The 21791-nt window shown below is 66.9% G+C and carries 15 protein-coding genes and 1 riboswitch; of the genes, 6 read left to right on the top strand and 9 right to left on the bottom strand.

The features are described 5' to 3' along the window. Window positions 1-104: 104 nt before the first annotated feature. The 9 genes from leuB to ilvC all read right to left on the bottom strand — a co-directional run bounded on the left by leuB (window position 105) and on the right by ilvC (window position 9762). A complete protein-coding gene (gene leuB, locus C1931_RS16510; RefSeq protein ID WP_108757103.1) occupies window positions 105-1166 on the bottom strand; it encodes a 3-isopropylmalate dehydrogenase in 1062 nt (353 codons plus the stop codon). Then, window positions 1156-1734 (bottom strand): 3-isopropylmalate dehydratase small subunit, encoded by a 579-nt coding sequence (leuD, locus tag C1931_RS16505; RefSeq protein WP_006390726.1) that lies wholly within the window; start codon window positions 1732-1734, stop codon window positions 1156-1158. Before leuD ends, leuB begins: the two co-directional genes overlap by 11 nt. Then, the gene (leuC, locus tag C1931_RS16500; RefSeq protein ID WP_108757102.1) at window positions 1734-3152 is read right to left on the bottom strand and encodes a 3-isopropylmalate dehydratase large subunit; all 1419 of its coding nucleotides are present in this window, start codon (window positions 3150-3152) and stop codon (window positions 1734-1736) included. Before leuC ends, leuD begins: the two co-directional genes overlap by 1 nt. A gap of 60 nt (window positions 3153-3212) precedes the next feature. Then, a complete protein-coding gene (locus C1931_RS16495) occupies window positions 3213-3989 on the bottom strand; it encodes a class I SAM-dependent methyltransferase (RefSeq protein WP_108757101.1) in 777 nt (258 codons plus the stop codon). A gap of 10 nt (window positions 3990-3999) precedes the next feature. Next, a complete protein-coding gene (locus tag C1931_RS16490) occupies window positions 4000-5583 on the bottom strand; it encodes a 2-isopropylmalate synthase (protein ID WP_108757100.1) in 1584 nt (527 codons plus the stop codon). Then, window positions 5580-6680 carry a threonine dehydratase gene (locus tag C1931_RS16485; protein WP_108757099.1) on the bottom strand — a complete coding sequence of 367 codons (1101 nt, stop codon included), beginning with the start codon at window positions 6678-6680 and terminating at the stop codon, window positions 5580-5582. Before C1931_RS16485 ends, C1931_RS16490 begins: the two co-directional genes overlap by 4 nt. A 96-nt stretch (window positions 6681-6776) precedes the next feature. Continuing rightward, window positions 6777-7028 carry an ACT domain-containing protein gene (locus C1931_RS16480; RefSeq protein WP_108750606.1) on the bottom strand — a complete coding sequence of 84 codons (252 nt, stop codon included), beginning with the start codon at window positions 7026-7028 and terminating at the stop codon, window positions 6777-6779. After that, a complete protein-coding gene (gene ilvG / locus C1931_RS16475; protein ID WP_108757098.1) occupies window positions 7012-8748 on the bottom strand; it encodes an acetolactate synthase 2 catalytic subunit in 1737 nt (578 codons plus the stop codon). Before ilvG ends, C1931_RS16480 begins: the two co-directional genes overlap by 17 nt. 39 nt (window positions 8749-8787) lie before the next feature. Beyond that, window positions 8788-9762: a ketol-acid reductoisomerase gene (gene ilvC / locus C1931_RS16470; protein WP_108750608.1), complete on the bottom strand. Its 975-nt coding sequence runs from the start codon at window positions 9760-9762 to the stop codon at window positions 8788-8790. Window positions 9763-10581: 819 nt separating this feature from the next. Between ilvC and ggt the strand changes: the two genes are divergently transcribed. The 6 genes from ggt to C1931_RS16440 all read left to right on the top strand — a co-directional run bounded on the left by ggt (window position 10582) and on the right by C1931_RS16440 (window position 21689). Then, the gene (gene ggt / locus C1931_RS16465) at window positions 10582-12300 is read left to right on the top strand and encodes a gamma-glutamyltransferase (protein ID WP_108754075.1); all 1719 of its coding nucleotides are present in this window, start codon (window positions 10582-10584) and stop codon (window positions 12298-12300) included. A 22-nt stretch (window positions 12301-12322) separates the two neighbouring features. After that, window positions 12323-12423: riboswitch (TPP riboswitch) on the top strand. Between the two features lie 83 nt (window positions 12424-12506). After that, the gene (gene thiC, locus C1931_RS16460; protein WP_108757097.1) at window positions 12507-14351 is read left to right on the top strand and encodes a phosphomethylpyrimidine synthase ThiC; all 1845 of its coding nucleotides are present in this window, start codon (window positions 12507-12509) and stop codon (window positions 14349-14351) included. Between the two features lie 105 nt (window positions 14352-14456). Continuing rightward, window positions 14457-15128 (top strand): ion channel, encoded by a 672-nt coding sequence (locus C1931_RS16455; RefSeq protein WP_108751624.1) that lies wholly within the window; start codon window positions 14457-14459, stop codon window positions 15126-15128. Between the two features lie 259 nt (window positions 15129-15387). Beyond that, window positions 15388-17691 (top strand): winged helix-turn-helix domain-containing protein, encoded by a 2304-nt coding sequence (locus C1931_RS16450; RefSeq protein WP_108757096.1) that lies wholly within the window; start codon window positions 15388-15390, stop codon window positions 17689-17691. A 115-nt stretch (window positions 17692-17806) separates the two neighbouring features. After that, window positions 17807-18706 carry a helix-turn-helix transcriptional regulator gene (locus C1931_RS16445; protein WP_108750612.1) on the top strand — a complete coding sequence of 300 codons (900 nt, stop codon included), beginning with the start codon at window positions 17807-17809 and terminating at the stop codon, window positions 18704-18706. A gap of 49 nt (window positions 18707-18755) precedes the next feature. Further along, a complete protein-coding gene (locus tag C1931_RS16440) occupies window positions 18756-21689 on the top strand; it encodes a TonB-dependent receptor (RefSeq protein WP_108757095.1) in 2934 nt (977 codons plus the stop codon). Window positions 21690-21791 lie beyond the last annotated feature (102 nt).

Genomic DNA, 21791 nt, shown 5'->3' with positions numbered 1-21791 from the left:
TACTGCATCCACGCATGGCGTGGATCTACTGGGCGGGGCATGGCGTGGTTATGCAGTAGAGCCACCCCATGGGTGGCTGCGCGCAATATCCGAAGAAGGCCGGATCAGGCCAGCTTGGCCAGCACCGCATCGGTGGCGGCCGCCGTGCTCACGGCCTGGCCCTTGGCGGCCAGGTCGGCGGTGAACACGCCGTCGTCCAGCACCGCATGCACGGCCGCTTCCACGGCGGCCGCTTCGGCTTCCAGCCCCAGCGAATGGCGCAGCAGCATCGCTGCGCTGAAGATCGTCGCGTAGGGGTTGGCGATGCCCTTGCCGGCGATGTCCGGCGCCGAGCCGTGGATCGGTTCGTAGATGCCGACCGCGCCCGGCTCACCCAGCGAGGCCGACGGCAGCAGGCCCAGCGAACCGGCCAACATCGAGGCTTCATCGGTGAGGATGTCGCCGAACATGTTCTCGGTCACGATCACGTCGTACTCGCGCGGCTTGGCCAGCAGGTGCATGGCCATTGAATCGACCAGCTGGTGTTCCAGGGCAACGTCCGGGAATTCCTCGCGGCCGATGCGCGCGGCCACGTCGCGCCACAGGCGCGAGGTTTCCAGCACGTTGGCCTTGTCCACCGAGGTGACCTTGCCACGCCGCTGCTGCGCCAGGCGGAAGGCGCTGCGCAGCACGCGCTCGATCTCGGCCACGGTGTAGCGGCACAGGTCGCTGGCACTGTCGGCATCGCGGGTCTTGTCGCCGAAGTAGATGCCGCCGGTCAGCTCGCGCACCACCACGAAGTCCACGCCCTGCAGTAGTTCGGCCTTGATCGGCGAGGCGTGCAGTGCGGCCTCATGGGTGCGCACCGGGCGCAGGTTGGCGTACAGGCCCAGCGCCTTGCGGATCGCCAGCAGGCCCTGTTCCGGGCGCACCTTGGCATTCGGGTCGGACCACTTCGGGCCACCCACGGCCCCCAGCAGCACCGCGTTCGCGGCCTCGCAGGCGGCCAGCGTCGCGGCCGGCAGCGGTTCGCCGTGGCGGTCGATGGCGATGCCACCGATATCGTGCTCGCTGAAGGTGAAGGTGTGGTTGAAGCGTTCGGCGACGGCCTTCAGGACGGCAACCGCGGCGGCGGCCACTTCCGGGCCGATGCCATCACCGGGCAGGACAACAATCTCAGCGTGCATGCTCACTCTCGTAACGTTCGATTTCAGGGACACGGCCCAACAGATACCCCAACTGGTCCACGCCTTCCAGCAGGCAGGTCTGCGAGAAGCCATCCAGCGGGAAGGAATACACCCGGCCATCGGGCGTGCGCAGCTCGCGCGCGGCCACATCGATGGTCAGTTCATCGTCCGGGCGCTGCATCAGCGCCTGCACGTCGGCCTCGTCCAGCACGATCGGCAGCAGGCCGTTCTTCAGCGAATTGCCGCGGAAGATGTCGGCGATCTCGCTGCTGACGATGGCGCGCAGGCCCAGGTCGGTCAGCGCCCACGGCGCATGTTCGCGCGAAGAACCGCAGCCGAAGTTGCGGCCCGCCAGCAGGATGCTGCGGCCGGCGTTGTGCGGCTGGTTGAAGGCGAAGTCGGCCACCGGCGAACCGTCGGCCTGCCAGCGCCAGTCATTGAACGCGTTGCGGCCCAGGCCGGCGCGTTCGGTGGTGGACAGGAACCGCGCCGGAATGATCTGGTCGGTGTCGATGTTGGTCTGCGCCAGCACCACGCTGGACGATGTCAGGGTACGGAAACCGGCCATCACGCCACCTCCTGTGCGAACAGTTCGCGGGTATCGGCTACCTGGCCCTTCACCGCGGCCCAGGCCGCGCTCATCGGCGAAGCCAGCAGGGTGCGCGAACCGGGGCCCTGGCGGCCCTCGAAGTTGCGGTTGCTGGTGCTCACGGCCAGCTGGCCGGGGGCTACCAGGTCACCGTTCATGGCGATGCACATCGAACAGCCCGGCTCGCGCCATTCGGCACCGGCGGCACGCACGATCTCGTGGATGCCTTCGGCCTCGGCCTGGCGCTTGACGATTTCCGAACCCGGCACCACCAGCATGCGCACGCCGTCGGCCACGTGGCGGCCACGCAGCACCTGCGCCACTTCGCGCATGTCGCTCAGGCGGCCGTTGGTGCAGGAGCCGACGAACACCACGTCCACCGGCGTACCGGCCAGGGCATGGCCGGGCTGGAAGTGCATGTAGTCCAGGCCCTTCTGCGCGGCGGCATCGTTGGCGGCCGGAATCGGCGCGTCCACCGCGATGGCGGTACCCGGGTGGGTGCCCCAGGTCAGGGTGGGGCGGATGTCGGCGGCATCGATGCGCACTTCGCTGTCGAAGCGTGCGCCGTCATCGCTGCGCAGCTGCTGCCAGCGCGCCACGGCGGCATCGAAGTCGGCGCCCTTGGGGCCGCGCGGGGTGTTGGCCACGAAGTCGAAGGTGACCTGGTCCGGGGCCACCATGCCGGCGCGCGCGCCGGCTTCGATGGACATGTTGCACAGGGTCATGCGCTGTTCCATGTCCATCGCTTCGATGGTGCTGCCACGGAACTCGATCACATGGCCGGTGCCACCGTTCACGCCGATCACGCCGATGATGTGCAGGACCACGTCCTTGGCACCCACGCCCGGCGCCAGCGCGCCGTCGACGGTGATTGCGAAGGTCTTGGCCTTGCGCTGCAGCAGGCACTGGGTGGCCAGCACGTGGCCCACTTCGCTGGTGCCGATGCCGAAGGCCAGCGAGCCGAACGCACCGTGGGTGGAGGTGTGGCTGTCACCGCAGACGATGGTCATGCCCGGCTGGGTGAAGCCCTGTTCGGGCGCGATGACGTGGACGATGCCGCGGTTGTCCGAGGCCATGTCGAACAGTTCGATGCCGTACTCGGCGCAGTTGCGCGCCAGGGTGGCCACCTGCGCTTCGGAGGCGGCGCTGGCATAGGGCAGCTTGCCGTCGGCACCGGCCGGCAGGGTGGGGGTGGAATGGTCCATCGTCGCCTTGGTGCGGTCCGGGCGGCGCGGCGCCAGGCCGCGCGCGCGCAGCTCGGTGAAGGCCTGCGGCGAGGTGACCTCGTGGATCAGGTGCAGGTCGATGTACAGCACGGCGGGGGCGCTGTCGGATTCGGGAACCACCACGTGGGCGTCCCACAGTTTGTCGTACAGGGTGCGGGGTGCGGAAGTCATGCGTATGCCTGGCAGAAGTACGAGATAGCGAACATCAGTAAAGAGTATGAAACGGTCAAGTCAGCGACGGCGGGCGAGCACGCGCAGGCGCACGTAGTCGGCCAGCGGCTGGCCAGCGGCGTCACGCGGCAGGTCGTTCAGAAGGGCCGCCGCGGCGTCGCGCACGGTGGCGCGGGCGTCGGCCGGCAGGTCGTCCAGCAGCGGTGCGGCGAACACCCGCAGCCAGCCGGCCACGCCGGTCGGCAGTGCGGTGGGGCGTGGCGTGGTTTCGATCAGCTGCACCTGGAAGCCGTGCTGGCGCAGGCGATCGGCGTAGCTGTCAGCGGTCGGGAAGTACCACTGGAACGCGCTGGCGCCGTGGCCGTGGGCCACGCGCGCGGCCTGCACTGCGGCGATGATCGTGGCCACGTTGCCATGGCCGCCGAATTCGGCGACGAAGCGGCCGCCCGGGCGCAACGCCCGGCGGACGCCTTCCAGCACGCGGTCGGGGTTGCCCATCCAATGCAGCGCAGCGTTGCTGAACACCGCATCGAATTCACTGTCGAAGGCCAGCGCGTGGCCGTCCATCACCTGCGCATCGACGCCGCGCGCGCGGGCGGCGATCACCAGCTCGGGCGAGGCATCCACGCCGCGCAGGCGGGCGCCGCTCAGTGCCAGTTCGGTGGTGAGCACGCCATCGCCACAGCCCAGGTCCAGGATGCGCTCGCCGGCGCGCGGGTCGAGCAGGCGCGCAACCGCACCGCCGAGCAGCGGCACGAAGCCGGCGTCGATCGCATAGTCCTGGGCATTCCACTGCTGGCCGGCCGAGGCCGGGGTGGGGGTGTCGAAGGCGCTCATCTCACAGTCCTCAGGCGGTGGCGGGGGTAGCGGTTTCGGCGGTGCTGGCGGCGGCCTGGCGCTGGCGCAGCAGGCGGTTGGCTACATCCAACCAGGCCAGTGCCGAGGCTTCGATGATGTCCTTGCTGGTGCCGGTGCCGTCGTACTCGATGCCTTCGTGGCGCACGCTCAGGTTGGCCTCGCCGCGCGCATCGGCGCCGATGCCCACGCTGTGCACCTGGTAGCTGTCCAGCATCAGCTGCACGCCGGTGGCGGCCGACAGCGCGCCGAACAGGGCGTCGACCGGGCCATCGCCCTGCGCGGTCTCGGCCACGCGGTTGCCTTCCGGATCGGACAGTTCCACCAGGGCGTTGGCGCGGCTGCCGACATCGCTGATGGTCATCGAAGCCAGGCGATAGCCCTGCGCGTTGGACCCGCCCTGCATCAGGGTCTGCAGATCGGCATCGGTTACCACGCGCTGCTGCTCGCACAGGCCCTTGAACTGCTCGAACACCAGCTTCAGCTCGTCTTCTTCCAGCCAGAAGCCCAGCGCACGCAGGCGCGACTCCACGGCGGCGCGGCCGCTGTGGCGGCCCAGCACCATCTGCGAATCTTCCCAGCCCACGTCTTCCGGACGCATGATTTCGTAGGTGCCGCGGTGGCGCAGCATGCCGTGCTGGTGGATGCCCGATTCATGGGCGAAGGCATTGGCGCCCACAATGGCCTTGTTGCGCTGTACCGGCATGCCGACCAGGCGCTGCAGCAGCTGCGAGGTGCCGACGATGCGCGGGGTGTTGATGGCGGTGTCCTGCTCGTAGAACGCCTGGCGCACCTTCAGCGCCATGGTGATCTCTTCCAGCGAGCAGTTGCCGGCGCGCTCGCCGATGCCATTGATCGTGCACTCGACCTGGCGTGCGCCGCCTTCGACGGCGGCCAGCGAGTTGGCCACGGCCAGGCCCAGATCGTTGTGGCAGTGCGCGCTGAAGATCACGTTGGCCGCGTTGGGGACATCGGCCACGCCGGCGATCACCTGCTGGAACATCGCGCGGATTTCTTCCGGGGTGGTGAAGCCCACGGTGTCGGGCAGGTTGATGGTGGTGGCACCGGCGGCGATGGCCACCCGCGAGACCTCGATCAGATAATCCAGCTCGGTACGGGTGGCATCTTCGGCGGAGAACTCCACGTCGTCGATGTACGAGCGCGCCAGGGTCACGTGCTTGCGCACCGATTCCAGCACCTGCTCGCGGGTCATGCGCAGCTTGTGTTCGCGGTGCAGCGGGCTGGTCGACAGGAACACGTGCAGGCGCGGGTTGGCCGCAGCTTCCAGGGCGCGCGCCGAGGTTTCGATGTCGGCCTGCAGGCAGCGCGACAGCACGGCCAGGGTCAGGCTGGGGCGGCGCAGCTCACGGCCGATCAGGGCCATCGCTTCGCGGTCGGACTGCGAGCTGGCCGGGAAGCCGGTCTCGATGATGTCCACGCCCAGTTCGTCCAGCGCACGCGCCATCACCAGCTTCTGCGGCGGGCTCATGCTGCAGCCGGGGGACTGCTCGCCGTCACGCAGGGTGGTGTCGAAGATGCGGATGCGCGGGGTGGTAATTCGTTCGATGGTGGTCACAGGGAAATCTCCTCGACAGCGGGCGTTGCGGCTTGCAGGTGGGAAGGGGAAGGGGAAGCGGTGGAGACGCTGGCCTTGGCGGGCGAGCGCGGTGGCGTTCGGTTGGCGTCGGTGCGGCGCCTGCGCGGTTTGCGCGGCGGCCGCGGGCGGATATCGGTGAGCAGGCCGGCCAGGACACCGGCGTCGATGTTGCCGCCGGACACCACCGCACACTTGCGGCGGCCGGCCACGCGGCGCCCGGCGGCCAGCGCCAGCGCACCGGCGCCTTCGGCGATGATGTGTTCTTCCAGCGCCAGCCGCACCAGCGTCTCGCGCAGTTCGGCTTCGCGCACGATCACCACGTCGTCCAGCAGCGAGCTGCACAGGCGGCGGGTCAGGAAGCCGGGAATCTTCACCCGCACACCGTCGGCCAGCGATGGCACCGGTGCGATCTCGCGCACGTCCCCGCTGATAGCGCGGGCCATGGAATCCACGCCCTCGACCTGCGCGCCGATCACGCGCACGCCCTGCGATTTCAGTGCCAGCGCTACGCCGGACGCCAGGCCACCGCCGCCGATCGGCACGATCACTACATCCATGGCGTGGGGGGCCAGTTCGATGCCGACCGTGCCCTGGCCGGCGATCACGTCGGCATCGTCGAACGCCGACAGGAAACGGTAGCCGTGGCGCTGCGCCAGTTCCACGGCGAACGCATAGGCCTCGTCATAGCTGTTGCCGTGCTGGCGCACGGTGGCGCCCCAGTGGGCGACGCCGGCGATCTTGGTGGCCGGTGCGCCGTGCGGCATCACGGTGATCGCCGGCACGTCCAGGCGGTAGGCGGCCCAGGCCACGCCCTGGGCATGGTTGCCGGCCGAGGCGCAGATGACCGGCCGGGTATCACCGCGTTCGCGGCCGGCCAACAGCGCGTTCAGCGCACCACGCACCTTGTAGGAGCCGGTGCGCTGCAGGTTCTCCAGCTTCAGCCAGGTACCGAAGCGTTCGGCATGGTGCAGCGGGGTAGGCGGCAGGAAGCGGCGCAGGCGGGCCTGCGCAGCCAGAACGTCGGCAACGCTTACGTCGCCGACATCGCTTTCGGTGCTGGCATCAGCGGCCGGCATGGGCCACCTGCGGGCGGCGGCACGGCGCCGCATGCGCGCACGGGCGGCGAAGAAGACGCCCCCGTACCGGCACCGTGGTCTCTACGGTACGGGTGTTCATGATGCGGCTCCTTCCAGTGCGGTGATCTGCACCGATACGCAGTCGTAGATCTTTTCGATCTGCCGGCACAGCGTTTCGGCCGGGCGCTGCCCGTCCACCACCAGCTGCAGGTGCCAGCGGCCTTCGTCGCTGTCCACCGGCGCGCCGCTGATCGCGCGCGGCGCGAAGCCGCGGCGTTCGGCCATGCCGATCACGCGCAGCAGCGCGCCCTCGGCCGGGTGCAGCACCAGGTCAAGCCGGTATTGCATTGGGGGTCTCCTGGCGGGCGTGGGCGGGATTGCTTTCCAGCATGGTGCTGTTGGCGGTGTTGGGCGGCACCAGCGGCCACACGTTGGCGCGGGCGTCGATGGCCACGTGCAGCAGGGCCGGGCCCGGCTCGGCCAGCAGCGCGGCCAGGCCACCTTCCACGTCGTCGCGGGTGTCGATGCGGGTGGCGGCAATGCCGAACACCTTGGCCAGGGCCACGAAGTCCGGGTTGTCGGACAGGTCGATCTCGCTGTAGCGCTCGGCGAAGAACAGTTCCTGCCACTGCCGCACCATGCCCAGCGAACTGTTGTCCAGCAGCACGATCTTCACCGGCAGGCGGCAACGGGCGATGGTGGCCAGTTCCTGCACGTTCATCATGAAGCTGCCATCGCCGGACACCAGCACCACGGTGCGGTCGGGGCAGGCGAACTGCGCACCCATCGCTGCGGGCAGGCCGAAGCCCATGGTGCCCAGTGCGCCACTGGTCAGGTGGTTGCGCGGGTGGTTGAAGCGGCAGTGCTGGGCAACCCACATCTGGTGCTGGCCAACATCGCAGGCGATCACCGCATCGGACGGGGCCAGTTCGCTCAGTCGCTTCAGCAGCGCCGGGGCGTAGATGTGCTGGCCCGGCGCGTCGTAGCGGGCGGCGAAGCGATCGCGGTGCTGCGCACAGCGCTTGCGCCATGCGTCCTGGTGGGCCTTGGGGGAGGGGAAGGCCGCACGCAGGGCGCGGATGGCATGGCCGACATTGCCGGGCACGGCAACATCGGCGCTGCGCAGCTTGGAGATCTCGTACGCGTCGGCGTCGATGTGGACCACGCGGGCGAACGGGGCGAACTCGGCCAGCTTGCCGGTGGCACGGTCATCGAAGCGTGCACCCAGCACCAGCAGCAGATCGCTCTCCTGCACGGCCATGTTCGCCGCACGCGTGCCGTGCATGCCCAGCATGCCCAGCGACTGCGGGTCCTGCGGGGGCAGCGCGCCCAGGCCACGCAGGGTCATCACGGTGGGAATGGCGCTGGCCTCGACGAAGTCGCGCAGATCCTGCACGGCCTCGCCCAGGGCAATGCCACCGCCGGCGTAGACCACCGGCTTTTCGGCCGCGGCCAGCGCGGCGATGGCTTCAGCAATGGCCGCATCGGCGGCGGCCGCCGGCGGTTCAACGCTGGCCGGCACATGGGCCGGCAGATGGCTGGCATCGGCCAGCTGCACGTCCTTGGGCAGGTCGATCAGCACCGGGCCGGGGCGGCCCTCGCGGGCGATGCGGAAGGCATCGGCGACCACGCGCGGCAGGTCATCGACGCTGCGCACCAGCCAGCTGTGCTTGACGATGGGCATGGTCAGGCCAAACACATCCAGTTCCTGGAAGGCGTCGGTGCCCAGCAACGGCGTGCCCACCTGGCCGGTGATGCAGACCATGGGCACCGAATCCAGCATCGCATCGGCGATGCCGGTCACCAGGTTCGACGCGCCCGGGCCGGAGGTGGCCACGCAGACGCCAACCTGGCCGCTGGCGCGGGCAAAGCCGTTGGCTGCCAGCGCCGCGCCCTGCTCATGGCGCACCAGGATGTGCTTCAGCGCCGAATCCACCAGCGCGTCGTAGAACGGCATGATGGTGCCGCCCGGGTAACCGAACAGCGTACGGACACCCTCGGCCTCCAGCGCCTGGGTCAGCCAGCGCGCGCCGTTGGGCGGTGCGCTGCGGTGTGTGGAAGAGTTCATGGGGGAACCTTGCAAAGCGGGTGGGGGAGGGCCGCGTGGTTACGCGGCCTGTCCTTGCAACCAGACCATCTTGGCGCGCAGTTCCTTGCCTACCTTCTCGATCGGGTGCTCCAGGTCGGCCTGCTTGAACTTGTTGTAGTTCGGCAGGCCCGCTTCGTACTCGGCCACCCAGTTCTTGGTGAAGGTGCCGTCCTGGATGTCCTTCAGGACTTCCTTCATGCGCTCCTTGGTGCCGGCGTCGATCACCCGCGGGCCGCTCACGTAGTCACCGTACTGCGCGGTTTCGGAGATGAATTCCAGCATGCGCGAGATGCCGCCTTCGTAGAACAGATCCACGATCAGCTTCAATTCGTGCAGCACTTCGTAGTAGGCGATTTCCGGCTGGTAGCCGGCTTCCACCAGGGTTTCGAAGCCGGCCTGCACCAGCGCCGAGGCACCGCCGCACAGCACCGCCTGTTCGCCGAACAGATCGGTTTCGGTTTCTTCCTTGAAGGTGGTCTGGATCAGGTTGGCGCGTGCGCCGCCCAGGCCGGCTGCATAGGCCTGCGCGTGCTGCGCGGCCTGGCCGCTGGTGTCCTGGTAGACCGCCCAGATGCACGGCACGCCGCGGCCGATCTCGTATTCGCGGCGTACCAGCGCGCCCGGGCCCTTCGGCGCGACCAGCACCACGTCCAGGTCGGCGCGCGGTTCGATCATGCCGTAGTGCACGTTCAGGCCGTGGGCGAACAACAGGCAGGCGCCCTGTTTCATGTTCGGCGCCAGCACCTCGTTGTAGAGCTTCTTCTGCACCATGTCCGGGGTCAGCACGGCCACCAGGTCGGCATCCTTCACCGCTTCAGCCGGGGCCACCACGGTGAAGCCATCGGCCTGGGCCTTGGCTTCGGTGGGGCCACCCGGGCGCAGGCCTACCACCACGTCGAAGCCGGATTCACGCAGGTTCAGCGCGTGGGCGCGGCCCTGGCTGCCGTAACCGATGACGGCGATCTTGGTCTGGGGCAGGGAGTTGGTGCTCATGGGGGAGGTTCCTTGGCTGGGAAGAAAAAAGACGGCCGGCAGTCGAAGCGACGTACCGGCCGGTCAGGGGAAAACGGGGGAGGAGGCGCCGCGCATCGCACGGGCACAGCCACCACGGCAGGGCGTGGTGGTGCAGGTCCGGGTTTTGCGGGAGGCGGTATGCATGGTCGTGGCTGGATGGCTGAGTGGTTGCGTGTGAAACCAGGTCCTGAAATGAAAAAACCCGCACCTGGGTGGGTGCGGGTTTCTGATCGAGTTCCGGTGTGTGTTGTCTGCTTACACGCTGGCTCGTCCCGCACCTGTGGGCTGGCTAATAAGTACGAGCACGAGAAGCGAACGCAGCGATGCGGCGCCGGAATCGGCGGCTTCAGTAGTGGTTCGCAGGGGCGGGTGGCGTTGCAGCATGGGATCGAGAGAAACATAGCCATTTCAGCGGTGTCAACCCTGGCAAACGCTTTTCCATCGGTTTCGCCTGTATCTGGCGAAAAGGCTTGCGGCACAAGGATGGTTGCCGCTGAAAGTGTTTCAGTGAACCGGAATTCACTCCTTTCAGCGGGTTTTTTGCGCGGATTCGCGGGTGATTTCGCCTTGGTAGGTGCGGACCTTGGTCCGCACTGGATTCCCCGAAGCCGGCGGCCGTGCAGGCATCCGGCCCTGGTAGGTGCGGACCTTGGTCCGCACGGAATTCCCCGAAGCCGTTGGCCGTGCGGACCAAGCTCCGCACACACCACGGCACCGCCGCCCATGACCTCTGCCCGATTCCGGCTGCCGCCCGAAGCGGCGAAGATCAGGGCACCACCCTTCCATCGGACCCCAACCGTGTCCCGACGCCTTGCCCGTTCCCTGCTTGCCGCTGCCGTGCTGGCCGCGGTCCCCGCCGTGTCCAGTGCCGCCGACCGCATCACCGGCCAGACCTTTGCCACCCGTTCCGAAGTGATTGCCCCGCACGCAATGGCCGCCACCTCGCAGCCGCTGGCCACCCAGATCGCGCTGGACGTGATGAAGGGCGGCGGTTCGGCCGTCGATGCCGCCATTGCCGCCAACGCCGCGCTGGGGCTGATGGAGCCGACCGGCAACGGCATCGGCGGCGACCTGTTCGCCATCGTCTGGGACCCGAAGACGAAGAAGCTTTACGGTTACAACGGCTCGGGGCGTTCGCCGAAGTCACTCACCCTGGCCGAATTCCAGCGCCGTGGCCTGAAGGAGATCCCCGCCACCGGTCCGCTGCCGGTATCGGTGCCCGGCGCGGTCGACGGCTGGTTCGCCCTGCATGACCGCTTCGGCCGCAAGCCGATGGCCGACAACCTGGCCCCGGCCATCCGCTACGCGCGCGAAGGCCACCCAGTGGCGGAAGTGATTGCCTATTACTGGGATCGTTCGGTGCCGCGCCTGTCCAAGTACCCCGGCTTCACCGAACAGTTCACCATCGACGGCCACGCCCCGCGCAAGGGCCAGATGTGGAAGAACCCGAACCTGGCCGATACCCTGCAGAAAATCGCCGACGGTGGCCGCGATGCGTTCTACAAGGGCGACGTAGCACGCACCATCGGTGATTACTTCAAGGCCAACGGCGGTTATCTCAGTTACCAGGACATGGCCGACCATCACGGTGAATGGGTCGAGCCGGTCAGCAGCAACTACCGCGGCTATGACGTGTGGGAACTGCCGCCCAACAGCCAGGGCATTGCCGCGCTGCAGATCCTCAACGTGCTGGAAGGTTACGACTTCTCGAAGATTCCGTTCGGCTCGCCCGAGCATGTGCACCTGTTCGTGGAAGCCAAGAAGCTGGCCTTCGCCGATCGCGCGCGCTTCTATGCCGACATGGCCTTCCAGCCGGCGCCGGTGCAGAAGCTCATTTCCAAGGATTACGCCGCGCAGCGCCGCGCGCTGATCTCGATGGACAAGGCGCTGAAGGAAGTGCAGCCGGGCACGCCGAAGCAGCTCGAGCAGGGCGACACGATCTACATGACCGTGGCCGACAGCGACGGCATGATGGTCTCGCTCATCCAGTCCAACTACCGTGGCATGGGCAGCGGCATGGCACCGCCGGGGCTGGGCTTCATCCTGCAGGACCGCGGCGAGATGTTCGTGCTGCAGAAGAACCACCCCAACGGCTACGCGCCGGGCAAGCGTCCGTTCCAGACCATCATTCCGGCCTTCATCACCAAGGACGGCAAGCCGTACGCCAGCTTCGGCGTGATGGGCGGTGCGATGCAGCCGCAGGGCCATGCGCAGATCGTGATGAACCTGGTGGACTTCGGCATGAACCTGCAGGAAGCCGGCGATGCGCCGCGCATCCAGCATGAGGGGTCCACCGAGCCGACCGGCCAGGCTACGGCCATGAGCGATGGCGGCGAAGTGAACCTGGAAACCGGCTTCCCCTACGAAACCGTGCGCGCACTGATGCGCAAGGGCCACCGCGTGGTGTTCGCCGATGGCCCCTATGGCGGTTACCAGGCGATCCTGCGTGATCCGGAAACCGGCGTGTACTTCGGTGCTTCGGAAAGCCGCAAGGATGGCCAGGCGGCGGGCTACTGAGCCCGCCTGTGCTCTAATACGCAGCAAGAAGCGGGGGTACCGTGGCCAGTGGCCGCGGTTGAGACAGTCCCTTGGAACCTGATCCGGTTCATACCGGCGTAGGGAAGCTTTGCAGTGCAACCGTGCCCGGAGTCCGCCCAAGGACCGTCCGGGCGCGGTGCGCAGTGCGCCGCCGCTTCGTCCCTGACCTTCCTGGACGATGCCCGATGAACGCACAGCCTTCCGATCTGCAGCAGCAGGCCCAGCAACTTTCCGCCTCCGTGACCCGGCCCATTGCCGGCTCCCGGAAGATCCACGTGCCCGGCTCGCGCCCGGACCTGCGCGTGCCCATGCGCGAGATCGCCCTGACCCGCACACCCACCCTGTTCGGTGGCGAAGCGAATCCACCGTTGACCGTGTACGACACGTCCGGTGCCTATACCGATCCGGACGCGCGCATCGACCTGACCACCGGCCTGCCGGCGCTGCGCCGTGCCTGGATCGAAGAGCGGGCCGATACCGCGCAACTGGACGCACTCAGTTCGCGCTTCGGTCGCGAACGCGAGCACGATCCGAAGCTGGATGCGGTGCGCTTCCCGGCACGCAGCCTGCCGCGGCGCGCACAGGCTGGAGCCAACGTCACCCAGATGCACTACGCACGGCGCGGCATCATCACCCCGGAAATGGAGTTCGTGGCGATCCGCGAAAATCAGCGTCTGCAGGATATCCGTGATGCAACGCTGCTGCAGCAGCACGCAGGTGAATCCTTCGGTGCATCCATCCCGAAGATCATCACGCCTGAGTTCGTACGCGATGAAATCGCCCGCGGGCGTGCCGTGCTGCCCAACAACATCAACCACCCCGAAAGCGAGCCGATGATCATCGGCCGCAATTTCCTGACCAAGATCAACGCCAACATCGGCAACAGCGCGGTGTCCTCCGGCATCGCCGAAGAAGTGGAGAAACTGGTGTGGGCGATCCGCTGGGGCGGCGACACGGTGATGGATCTGTCCACCGGCAAGCACATCCACGAAACGCGTGAGTGGATCATCCGCAATTCGCCGGTGGCCATCGGTACGGTGCCGATCTACCAGGCGCTGGAAAAGGTGGACGGGCGCGCCGAAGCGCTGACCTGGGAAATCTTCCGCGACACGCTCATCGAACAGGCCGAGCAGGGCGTGGATTACTTCACCATCCATGCCGGCGTGCTGCTGCGCTACGTGCCACTGACCGCCAAGCGGGTGACCGGCATCGTCAGTCGTGGCGGTTCGATCATGGCCAAGTGGTGCCTTGCCCACCACAAGGAGAATTTTCTCTACGCGCACTTCGAGGAGATCTGCGAAATCATGAAGGCCTATGACGTGACCTTCTCGTTGGGCGATGGCCTGCGCCCGGGCTGCATTGCCGATGCCAACGATGCCGCCCAGTTCGGTGAACTGGAAACGCTCGGCCAGCTGACGAAGATCGCGTGGAAGCACGACGTGCAGACCATGATCGAAGGGCCCGGCCATGTGCCGATGCAGCTGATCAAGGAAAACATGGACAAGCAGCTGCGCGAGTGTGGCGAAGCGCCGTTCTACACGCTGGGTCCGCTGACCACCGATATCGCGCCTGGCTACGACCACATCACCAGCGCCATCGGCGCAGCCATGATCGGCTGGTTCGGCACCGCCATGCTCTGCTACGTCACGCCCAAGGAACACCTGGGGCTGCCCAACCGGCAGGATGTGCGCGACGGCATCATGGCCTACCGCATCGCCGCCCACGCCGCCGATCTGGCCAAGGGCCACCCGGGTGCACAGGTGCGTGACAACGCGCTCAGCAAGGCGCGTTTCGAGTTCCGTTGGGAAGACCAGTTCCACCTGGGCCTGGATCCGGAAAAGGCCAAGGAATTCCACGACGAGACACTGCCCAAGGACGCACACAAGCTCGCCCACTTCTGTTCGATGTGTGGCCCGCACTTCTGCTCGATGAAGATCACCCAGGACGTGCGCGAGTACGCCGAGGCCGGCATGCAGGAAAAGTCCAGGGAGTTCCGCGACGGCGGTGCCCAGGTCTACCAGCAGGGCTGACACGGTAGCGCCGGTGCCCGGCCCGGCGAGCGCAGCGGTAAACAGGAACCGCTGCGCTCACCCGGCACCGGCTATGCTCGCCGCATCACCCATGGGATGCAGACCATGCCTGTTGCCGTGACCACCCGCTGGCTGGCCATCGCCCGCCGCCATCCTTCCGCCTGGTTGTTGGCGGCGCAGCTGCTGGCGGTGCTGCTGTACCCGGCGCTGGACGAAACCGCCGGTGGTCGCGCCGCGCTGGGGGTGTTCGGCATGGCAGTGCTGGGGCTGGCGTTGTGGGTGGTGCAGCGCAGCCCGCTGGGCACCTGGCTGGCGTTGGTGCTGGCCATTCCGTCGGTGGTGTTTTCCATTGCCGCCGCGCTGCTCGATCACCCCGGCCTGGGCAGTACCGCGCAGCTGCTTGAAAGCCTGCTGTACTTCTACACCGCCGGTGCGCTCACTGCGTACATGCTGCAGGACCACAAGGTGACCCGCGACGAACTGTTCGCCGTTGGTGCTACGTTCACATTACTCGCATGGGGATTCGCGTTCGCATTCGCGGTCTGCCAGCAGTGGTATCCGGGCAGTTTCCAGGGCACCGGCGGGGGGCTGCAGCGCACGTGGATGGAGCTGCTTTATCTGAGCTTCAGCTTGCTGTCCGGGGTCGGTCTGAGTGACGTGGTTCCCCTGCATCCGCAGGCACGCGCACTGGTCATGCTGGAGCAGTTTTCCGGCGTGATGTACGTGGCTTTGGTGGTTTCGCGACTGGTCGGACTGACCATGCTGCGGCGTGCCTGAAAATGAACGCCAGATAAAAATTTCGCGCCCCGAAGGGCGCGAATGGTGCAGCTTATTATCTGAATGCGTCGGCGAGAGAGAGCCTGATGTCCACCACGCGATAGGCGAGGTAACCTGCATAGGCTAGTATTCGCGCGCTTCGTTTTTTTTGCGGTATGCGCCGATGGTTTGTGCGGAATCTGGCTTTTGGAGGTTGCAGGGACGGAAACACAACGCTGCCCAGTGGTATCTGCAACGTGTTTCAAGCGTCTAGCAATCAATGAACAGCAACGAGAGCCAGTCGCAGGAGTGTGACCGCGTTCGCGTGGGCGAATGCGTAGTGACCGTTTCGTCGCGCGAAGTGGACGTGCCCGGTGCGCGTCGTCCGCGCCGTTTGACGCCCAAGGCGCTGGGCGTGCTGCGCGTACTGCTGCGCCAGCCCGGCCGCGTGGTCACTCGCGATGAGCTGTTCGCCGACGTGTGGCCCGATACGCTGCCTACCAACGATGTGCTGACCCAGGCGGTCACGCAGTTGCGCAAGGCCTTTGCCATCGGCGAAGACAGCGGCCAGTCGTACATCGAAACCATTGCCAAGACCGGCTATCGATTGCTGGTGCCGGTGCAGTGGCTGCACGACAGCGAACCGCAGCCGGAGGCGCAGGACAGTGCGCCGCTGGAGACCGCCGTCGACGCGCCCGTGGAAGACCCACAGGATGCGCGCCGCCGCCGTTGGCGCCTGTGGCGCCGCCGACTGCTGCTGGCAGTGGGCGTGGCCATGCTGCTGGCCTTGTTGGTGCTGAGCGTGCTGCTGGCGCAACGTCCTGCGCCGTCCTCGCCGCTGGATGCCGTGGTGGAAGACGGCACGCGGGTCATCGGCAGCCCCGAACGTCCGTATCGGCTGATCACCGCCACCGCTGGTTTCGAGACCTATCCGACCCTGTCGCCTGATGGCTCGCAGGTGGCCTACGAAGGCGCCAACGATGACAGCCAGAACGGGGGCGCCATCCGCGTGCAGACCTCGGGCAACGCACCGGCGCGTCAGCTGGTGCAACCGCCGGCCGGTGCCAGCGACCGTTTTCCCAGCTGGTCGCCGGACGGGCGCGAGATCGCGTTCGCCCGCTTCGCCGCCGATGGCAGTTGCCAGGTGCTGATTGCCAGCGCCACCGGCGGCGCGTTGCGCCAGGCCACGCGCTGCGACGGCACCGAGCTGCTCAGCTTCGACTGGACCCCCGATGGCCGGGGCCTGGTGTTCGGCAGCATGGTGGGCCGCTATGCGCATCGCGGCATCCGCGTGCTGGACCTGCCCAGTGGGCAGTGGCGCGCGCTGCAGTACGGTGCCGGTGAAGATGATTTCGATTACGCACCGCGCTATTCGCCCGACGGGCGCTGGCTGGTGTTCGTGCGCAACCCGCAGCTGGGCGATCTGTGGCGCATGCCGGCCAACGGCGGCACCCCGGAACAGCTGACCAACGAGGCCGCCGAGCTGCGTGGCTGGGCCTGGCTGGGCGACGGCCGACACATTGTGTTCGGTCGCCGCGTGGACAGCGAGGCGCGCCTGTACTACCTGGACGTGGAACGGCGCACGCTGCGCGATGCCGGCCTGGACGATGCACAGTGGCCGGCCGTTTCGCGGCGTGGCGACATGCTGGCCTTCGTCCATCGCCGGGCGCAGTTCGGCATGTTCCGCATGCCCGTGCAGGGCGGCAGCGCACAGCGCCTGTTCGCCTCCAGCGGGCGCGATGGCCAGCCGATGGTGGCCCCGGACGGGCGGCAACTGGTGTTCAGTTCAGACCGCTCGGGCAGCTTTGCGCTGTGGTGGGCCGACATGCAGCGCCCCGATTCGCTGCGGCCGATCGAAGGGCTGCGGCCGGAAGCGCGGCAGGCCCCTGACTGGTCCACCGACAGCCGCCAGCTGCTGGTGGTCGGGCGCGATGCGCACGGGCAGGCCGTGGTCTACGAAATCGCCCCGCGCGACGAGCGCCTGCAGGTGCTGCCGGTGCCGGTGCAGCAGCCGCTGCAGGCGCTGTACGGGGCCACGCCCGAACAGGTGCTGGTACTGGAACGTGATGACCAGCAGCGCGTGCGGCTGAGTCTGTTCGACCGCACAAGCCAGCCGTGGCGCCGCCTGGCCAGCCTGGACGGCGTATCGCAGGCACGCCTGGACCGCAGCAGTGGCCGGGTGCTGTACACCCGCCTGGCCGCCAGCGGGCTGTGGTCGATCAAACCCGACCTGGACGCAGGCAGCGTGCAGCAGGTCAGCGATGGCTGGCCCAGCCGCTGGCGCTATCGCACCTGGGCGGTGGCCGGCAACGGCCGCATCGATTACCTGGGCAGCACCGCCGACTGTTCCACCACGCTCACCCGCGTGCAGGGTGGGGCGACCGAACCGGAGCGTTGCCTGGACGCGCAGCGGCTGAGCGCAGGCAACGGGTTGAGCGCCAGTGCTGACGGAAGCGACCTGTACCTGGCCCTGGCGGTGTCCGATGGTGCCGACATTGGCGTGATGCACTTGCCGGCAGCAGCGCCCACGCTGTTCCCGGCGTTTTCCAAGCTGCTGATTTTCAACGACAAAGGGCCTTCGTAACTCTTTCGTGGCGAAGTCGTAGCGATTTCGTGGCGATCTCGGCGGTTCTTCCTGACCGGCATGCACCTGATTTGGCAAAACGGTGGCCTGTACTTGGCAAATCCGTGGTGCTCCCATGCGTCAACTCTCGCTGGCCGATCGTGGCCAAACCGTCTCGCTGGACAAGGCTGTCGATGACGTGGCCCCGACCTGCCTGGGCGTTGCCCGGCTGGGCAGCCTGCAGACCGCAGGCAGCAGCTTCACCGTATGGATGCAGGTGCGTGGCACCTCGTGGGTGGAGGCAAAGGAAGGGCGCTTCCGCCTGCGCCAGGGCGAGTGGATCGCCTTCGAAAAGGAATCGCGCCCTCTGGTGCAGGCAGGCCGCAACGGGCTGTGCGTTGGCCTGAACCTGAACATCGAAGCGCTGCGCGCGCTGGCCGAGATGGCCGACTGCGGCCTGTATGCCGGTCGTGGCCAGATGAACCGCGGCGACGCCCGCGTGGCCCTGCGCCTGTGGCGCGACGCCCTGGCCAGCGGCCAGCCGGCGCAGTCGCTGCGTCCGCTGCTGCTGCACCTGGCGGGCCTGCAGCGTGGCCTGGCCGACAACGTGCAGCGTTGCCCGGGTCGCTCGCGCAGCCGCAAGCGCCAGGTGTTCGGCCGCATGCAGCGTGCCCGCCTGTACCTGGAAGGCAACAGCCACCGCGTGGTGCGCATTGGCGAACTGGCCGAGCTGACCAACTTCTCCAGCTGGTACCTGTCCAAGACCTTCCAGAGCCTGTATGAAGAAAGCCCGCAGTCGCTTTCGGCACGCCTGCGCCTGGAACGCGCCGCCGACCTGTTGCGCGATACCGACATGATGGTGGGCGAAGTCGCCGCGGCCAGCGGTTTTGACAACTGCTGCAGCTTCGCGCGGGCCTTCCGCGCCCGCTATGGCACGTCTGCTTCGCGGTTCCGTGAAGAGGGCGCGAAGCTCCCGCCAAAATCAGCAAAGTCTCTCGTTGGTTCGCGCAAATACAGCGCTGCAACGCAATCGTAACGTGCTGGGGTGTTTTAACACGCTACTAACACGTACCTTGGAGAGATTGATGAACGTTCGCAACCCCGCCCTGCGGCTGGGCCTGCTGCCGGCCGGCATCGCGATTGCGCTGACCCCGGCCTTCGCTTCCGCCCAGGAAGCAACTGCTGCCACCACCCTCGATCGTCTGGAAGTCACCGGCTCGCGCATCCGCTCGGTGGACGTGGAGACCTCGCAGCCGGTTCTGACCCTGAGCCACGAGGAAATCCAGCGTTCGGGTCTGGTCAGCGTTGGCGACCTGCTGCAGAACCTGTCGGTTGCCGGCACCCAGACCTTCAGCAAGGCGGCCGTGCTGGCCTCCAACCCGGAGCAGGGCGGCCAGTACGTCAGCCTCTACAACCTGGGTGAGCAGCGCACGCTGGTGCTGGTCAACGGCAAGCGCTGGAGCACCAGCCTGGCTGGCTTCACCGACATGTCCACCATCCCGACCTCGCTGATCGATCGCGTGGAAGTGCTGAAGGACGGCGCCTCGGCCATCTACGGTTCCGACGCCATCTCCGGCGTGGTCAACATCATCCTGCGCAAGAACTTCGACGGCGCAGAAGCCAGCGTCTACTACGGCCAGAACAGCCGTGGCGACGGTGCCAAGACCCAGTACAGCCTGACCCTGGGCTCGACCGGCGAGCGTTCCTCGATCGTGTTCGGCGCCAACTACACCAAGGAAGATCCGGTGTGGGCCAAGGACCGTGGCCTGACCCGCTACAGCTACGGCCAGAACCACAAGGAAGACGGCCTGAGCCCGGCCGGTCCGTGGGGCCGCTTCACCGATCCGCGTGCCGCTGGCACCGAAGGTGCAGGCTCGTACAACTCCAAGGGTGTCTGGCAGCCCAACACCTGGGTGGTCAACCACACCGGTTCGTGGGACACCCCGGTTGGCGTCGGCGCTGATTCCAGCGACTGGAACAACTATCACCTGATCGGTGAAGACGACTACTACAACGCCTCCCAGCAGATGATGCTGAACCAGGGTGGCGAGCAGAAGTCGATGTTCACCTCGGCCAGCTACGACATCAACGACAACCTGCGTCTGAAGTCGACCGCGATGTACTCCGAGCGCGATTCCAAGCGCCAGATCGCCGGCTACCCGCTCACCGGCACCTCGCAGCCGACCTTCCCGGTCGTGATCAGCAAGGACAGCCTGTACAACCCGACCGGCCAGGACATCTCCGGCTGGGGCCGTCGTATCTTCGAACTGCCGCGCATCACTGAAAACAACGTCAAGTCGCTGCACTTCGACGCGGCGTTGGAAGGCAACTTCGACTTCAACAACCGTCCGTTCGACTGGGATGTGGGCATCAACTACAACCAGTACGATGTGACCCAGATCAGCTCGGGCAACATCAACCTGCTGGCCCTGCAGAAGGCCCTGGGCCCGTCGTTCATCAACGCCAACGGCGTCGCCCAGTGCGGCACCGCTGCCAACCCGATCGCGCTGGGCACCGGCACCGGCCAGTGCACGCCGTTCAACGTGCTGGGCGGCGCTTCGGGCGCTACCCCGGACGCGCTGGCGTACATCAACACGATCCTGAACTCGACCGGCCAGAGCAAGAGCAAGCAGTACTTCGCCAACATCACCGGTTCGCTGTTCGACATGCCGGGTGACGCAGGCGAGTTCGCCTTCGCTGCCGGTTACGAGCACCGCGAAGTGTCCGGCTTCGACAACCCGGACGCGCTGTCGTCGGCCGGTTACACCACCGACCTGGCCGCACAGGCCACCAGCGGCAAGTACAAGACCAACGAAGTCTACCTGGAGCTGATGGTCCCGCTGCTGCGTGACATGCCGGGTGCCAAGGAACTGTCGCTGGATATCGCCAGCCGTTATTCGGATTACGACAAGTTCGGCAACACCGTCAACAGCAAGTTCAGCGTCACCTGGAAGCCGATCGAAGACCTGCTGGTGCGTGCCACCTACGGTGAAGGCTTCCGTGCACCGACCCTGGACGACACCTTCGGTGGCGGTTCGCAGACCTTCGACACCTTCACCGACCCGTGTGATGCCGTGTTCGGCCAGACCGCCAACGCCGGCGTTGCCGCACGTTGCGCCGGCCAGGGCCTGGCTTCGGACTTCCGCCAGACCGACGCCGCTGGCCGTCCGGTCACCGCACGTGACGTGCAGGGCAACGCTCCGTTCAACTCGGGCGTGGGCAACGAAACGCTGCAGCCGGAAACCAGCAAGACCCGCACCGCGGGCCTGGTCTACAGCCCGAGCTTCGTTGATGGCCTGAACGTTTCGCTGGACTGGTACAAGATCACCGTCGACAACGTGATCACCGCTGTGTCGGCCAACTACGTGCTGAACCAGTGCTACCAGAACAACAACGAAGCGTTCTGCAACCAGTTCAGCCGTGACGCCACCACCGGTCAGGTCACCAGCCTGAGCCGCGGCAACGCCAACCTGGGCTCGCTGGAAACCGAAGGCTACAACTTCGGCGTGCGTTACCGCCTGCCGGAATACGCCTTCGGCACCCTGTCGTTCAACCTGGACACCAACTACCTGGTCAGCTTCCGCCAGCAGGCCACCAAGGGTGCCGAGTGGGATGACTACGCAGGCTACTGGAACTACCCGCGCGTCCGCGGCACCCTGACCACCACGTGGACCAAGGGTGACCTGTCGGCCAACTGGAGCATGCGCTACTACGGTGGCTTCCGTGACTTCTGCTACGACCAGGAAGCCGGTATCGAGTGCAACCAGCCGAACTACCAGACCGACAACGGTGGTTGGGCCGGTGGCCTGGGTGCCAACAAGAAGGGCGCGATCGTCTATCACGACATCTCGGCCACCTGGCAGGCTCCGTGGAACGGCAGCGTGACCGTCGGTGCCCGCAACGTGTTCGGCAAGACCCCGCCGATCACCTACGCGGTGACCAACGCCAGCGCCGTGCAGCTCGATCCGATGCTGGACTACGATCGTTACCTGTTCGTGCAGTACAACCAGCGCTTCTGATCCATCGAAGCCTGGAACACGCAGTACAAGGAGGGCGGACCGCAAGGTCCGCCCTCTTTCTTTGCGCGCGGCTCGGGTCTGCAAACCGGCATGAAAAAAGGG

Source organism: Stenotrophomonas sp. YAU14A_MKIMI4_1, assembly GCF_003086855.1.
GTDB lineage: Bacteria > Pseudomonadota > Gammaproteobacteria > Xanthomonadales > Xanthomonadaceae > Stenotrophomonas.
This window is presented reverse-complemented; position numbering and strand designations above follow the sequence as displayed.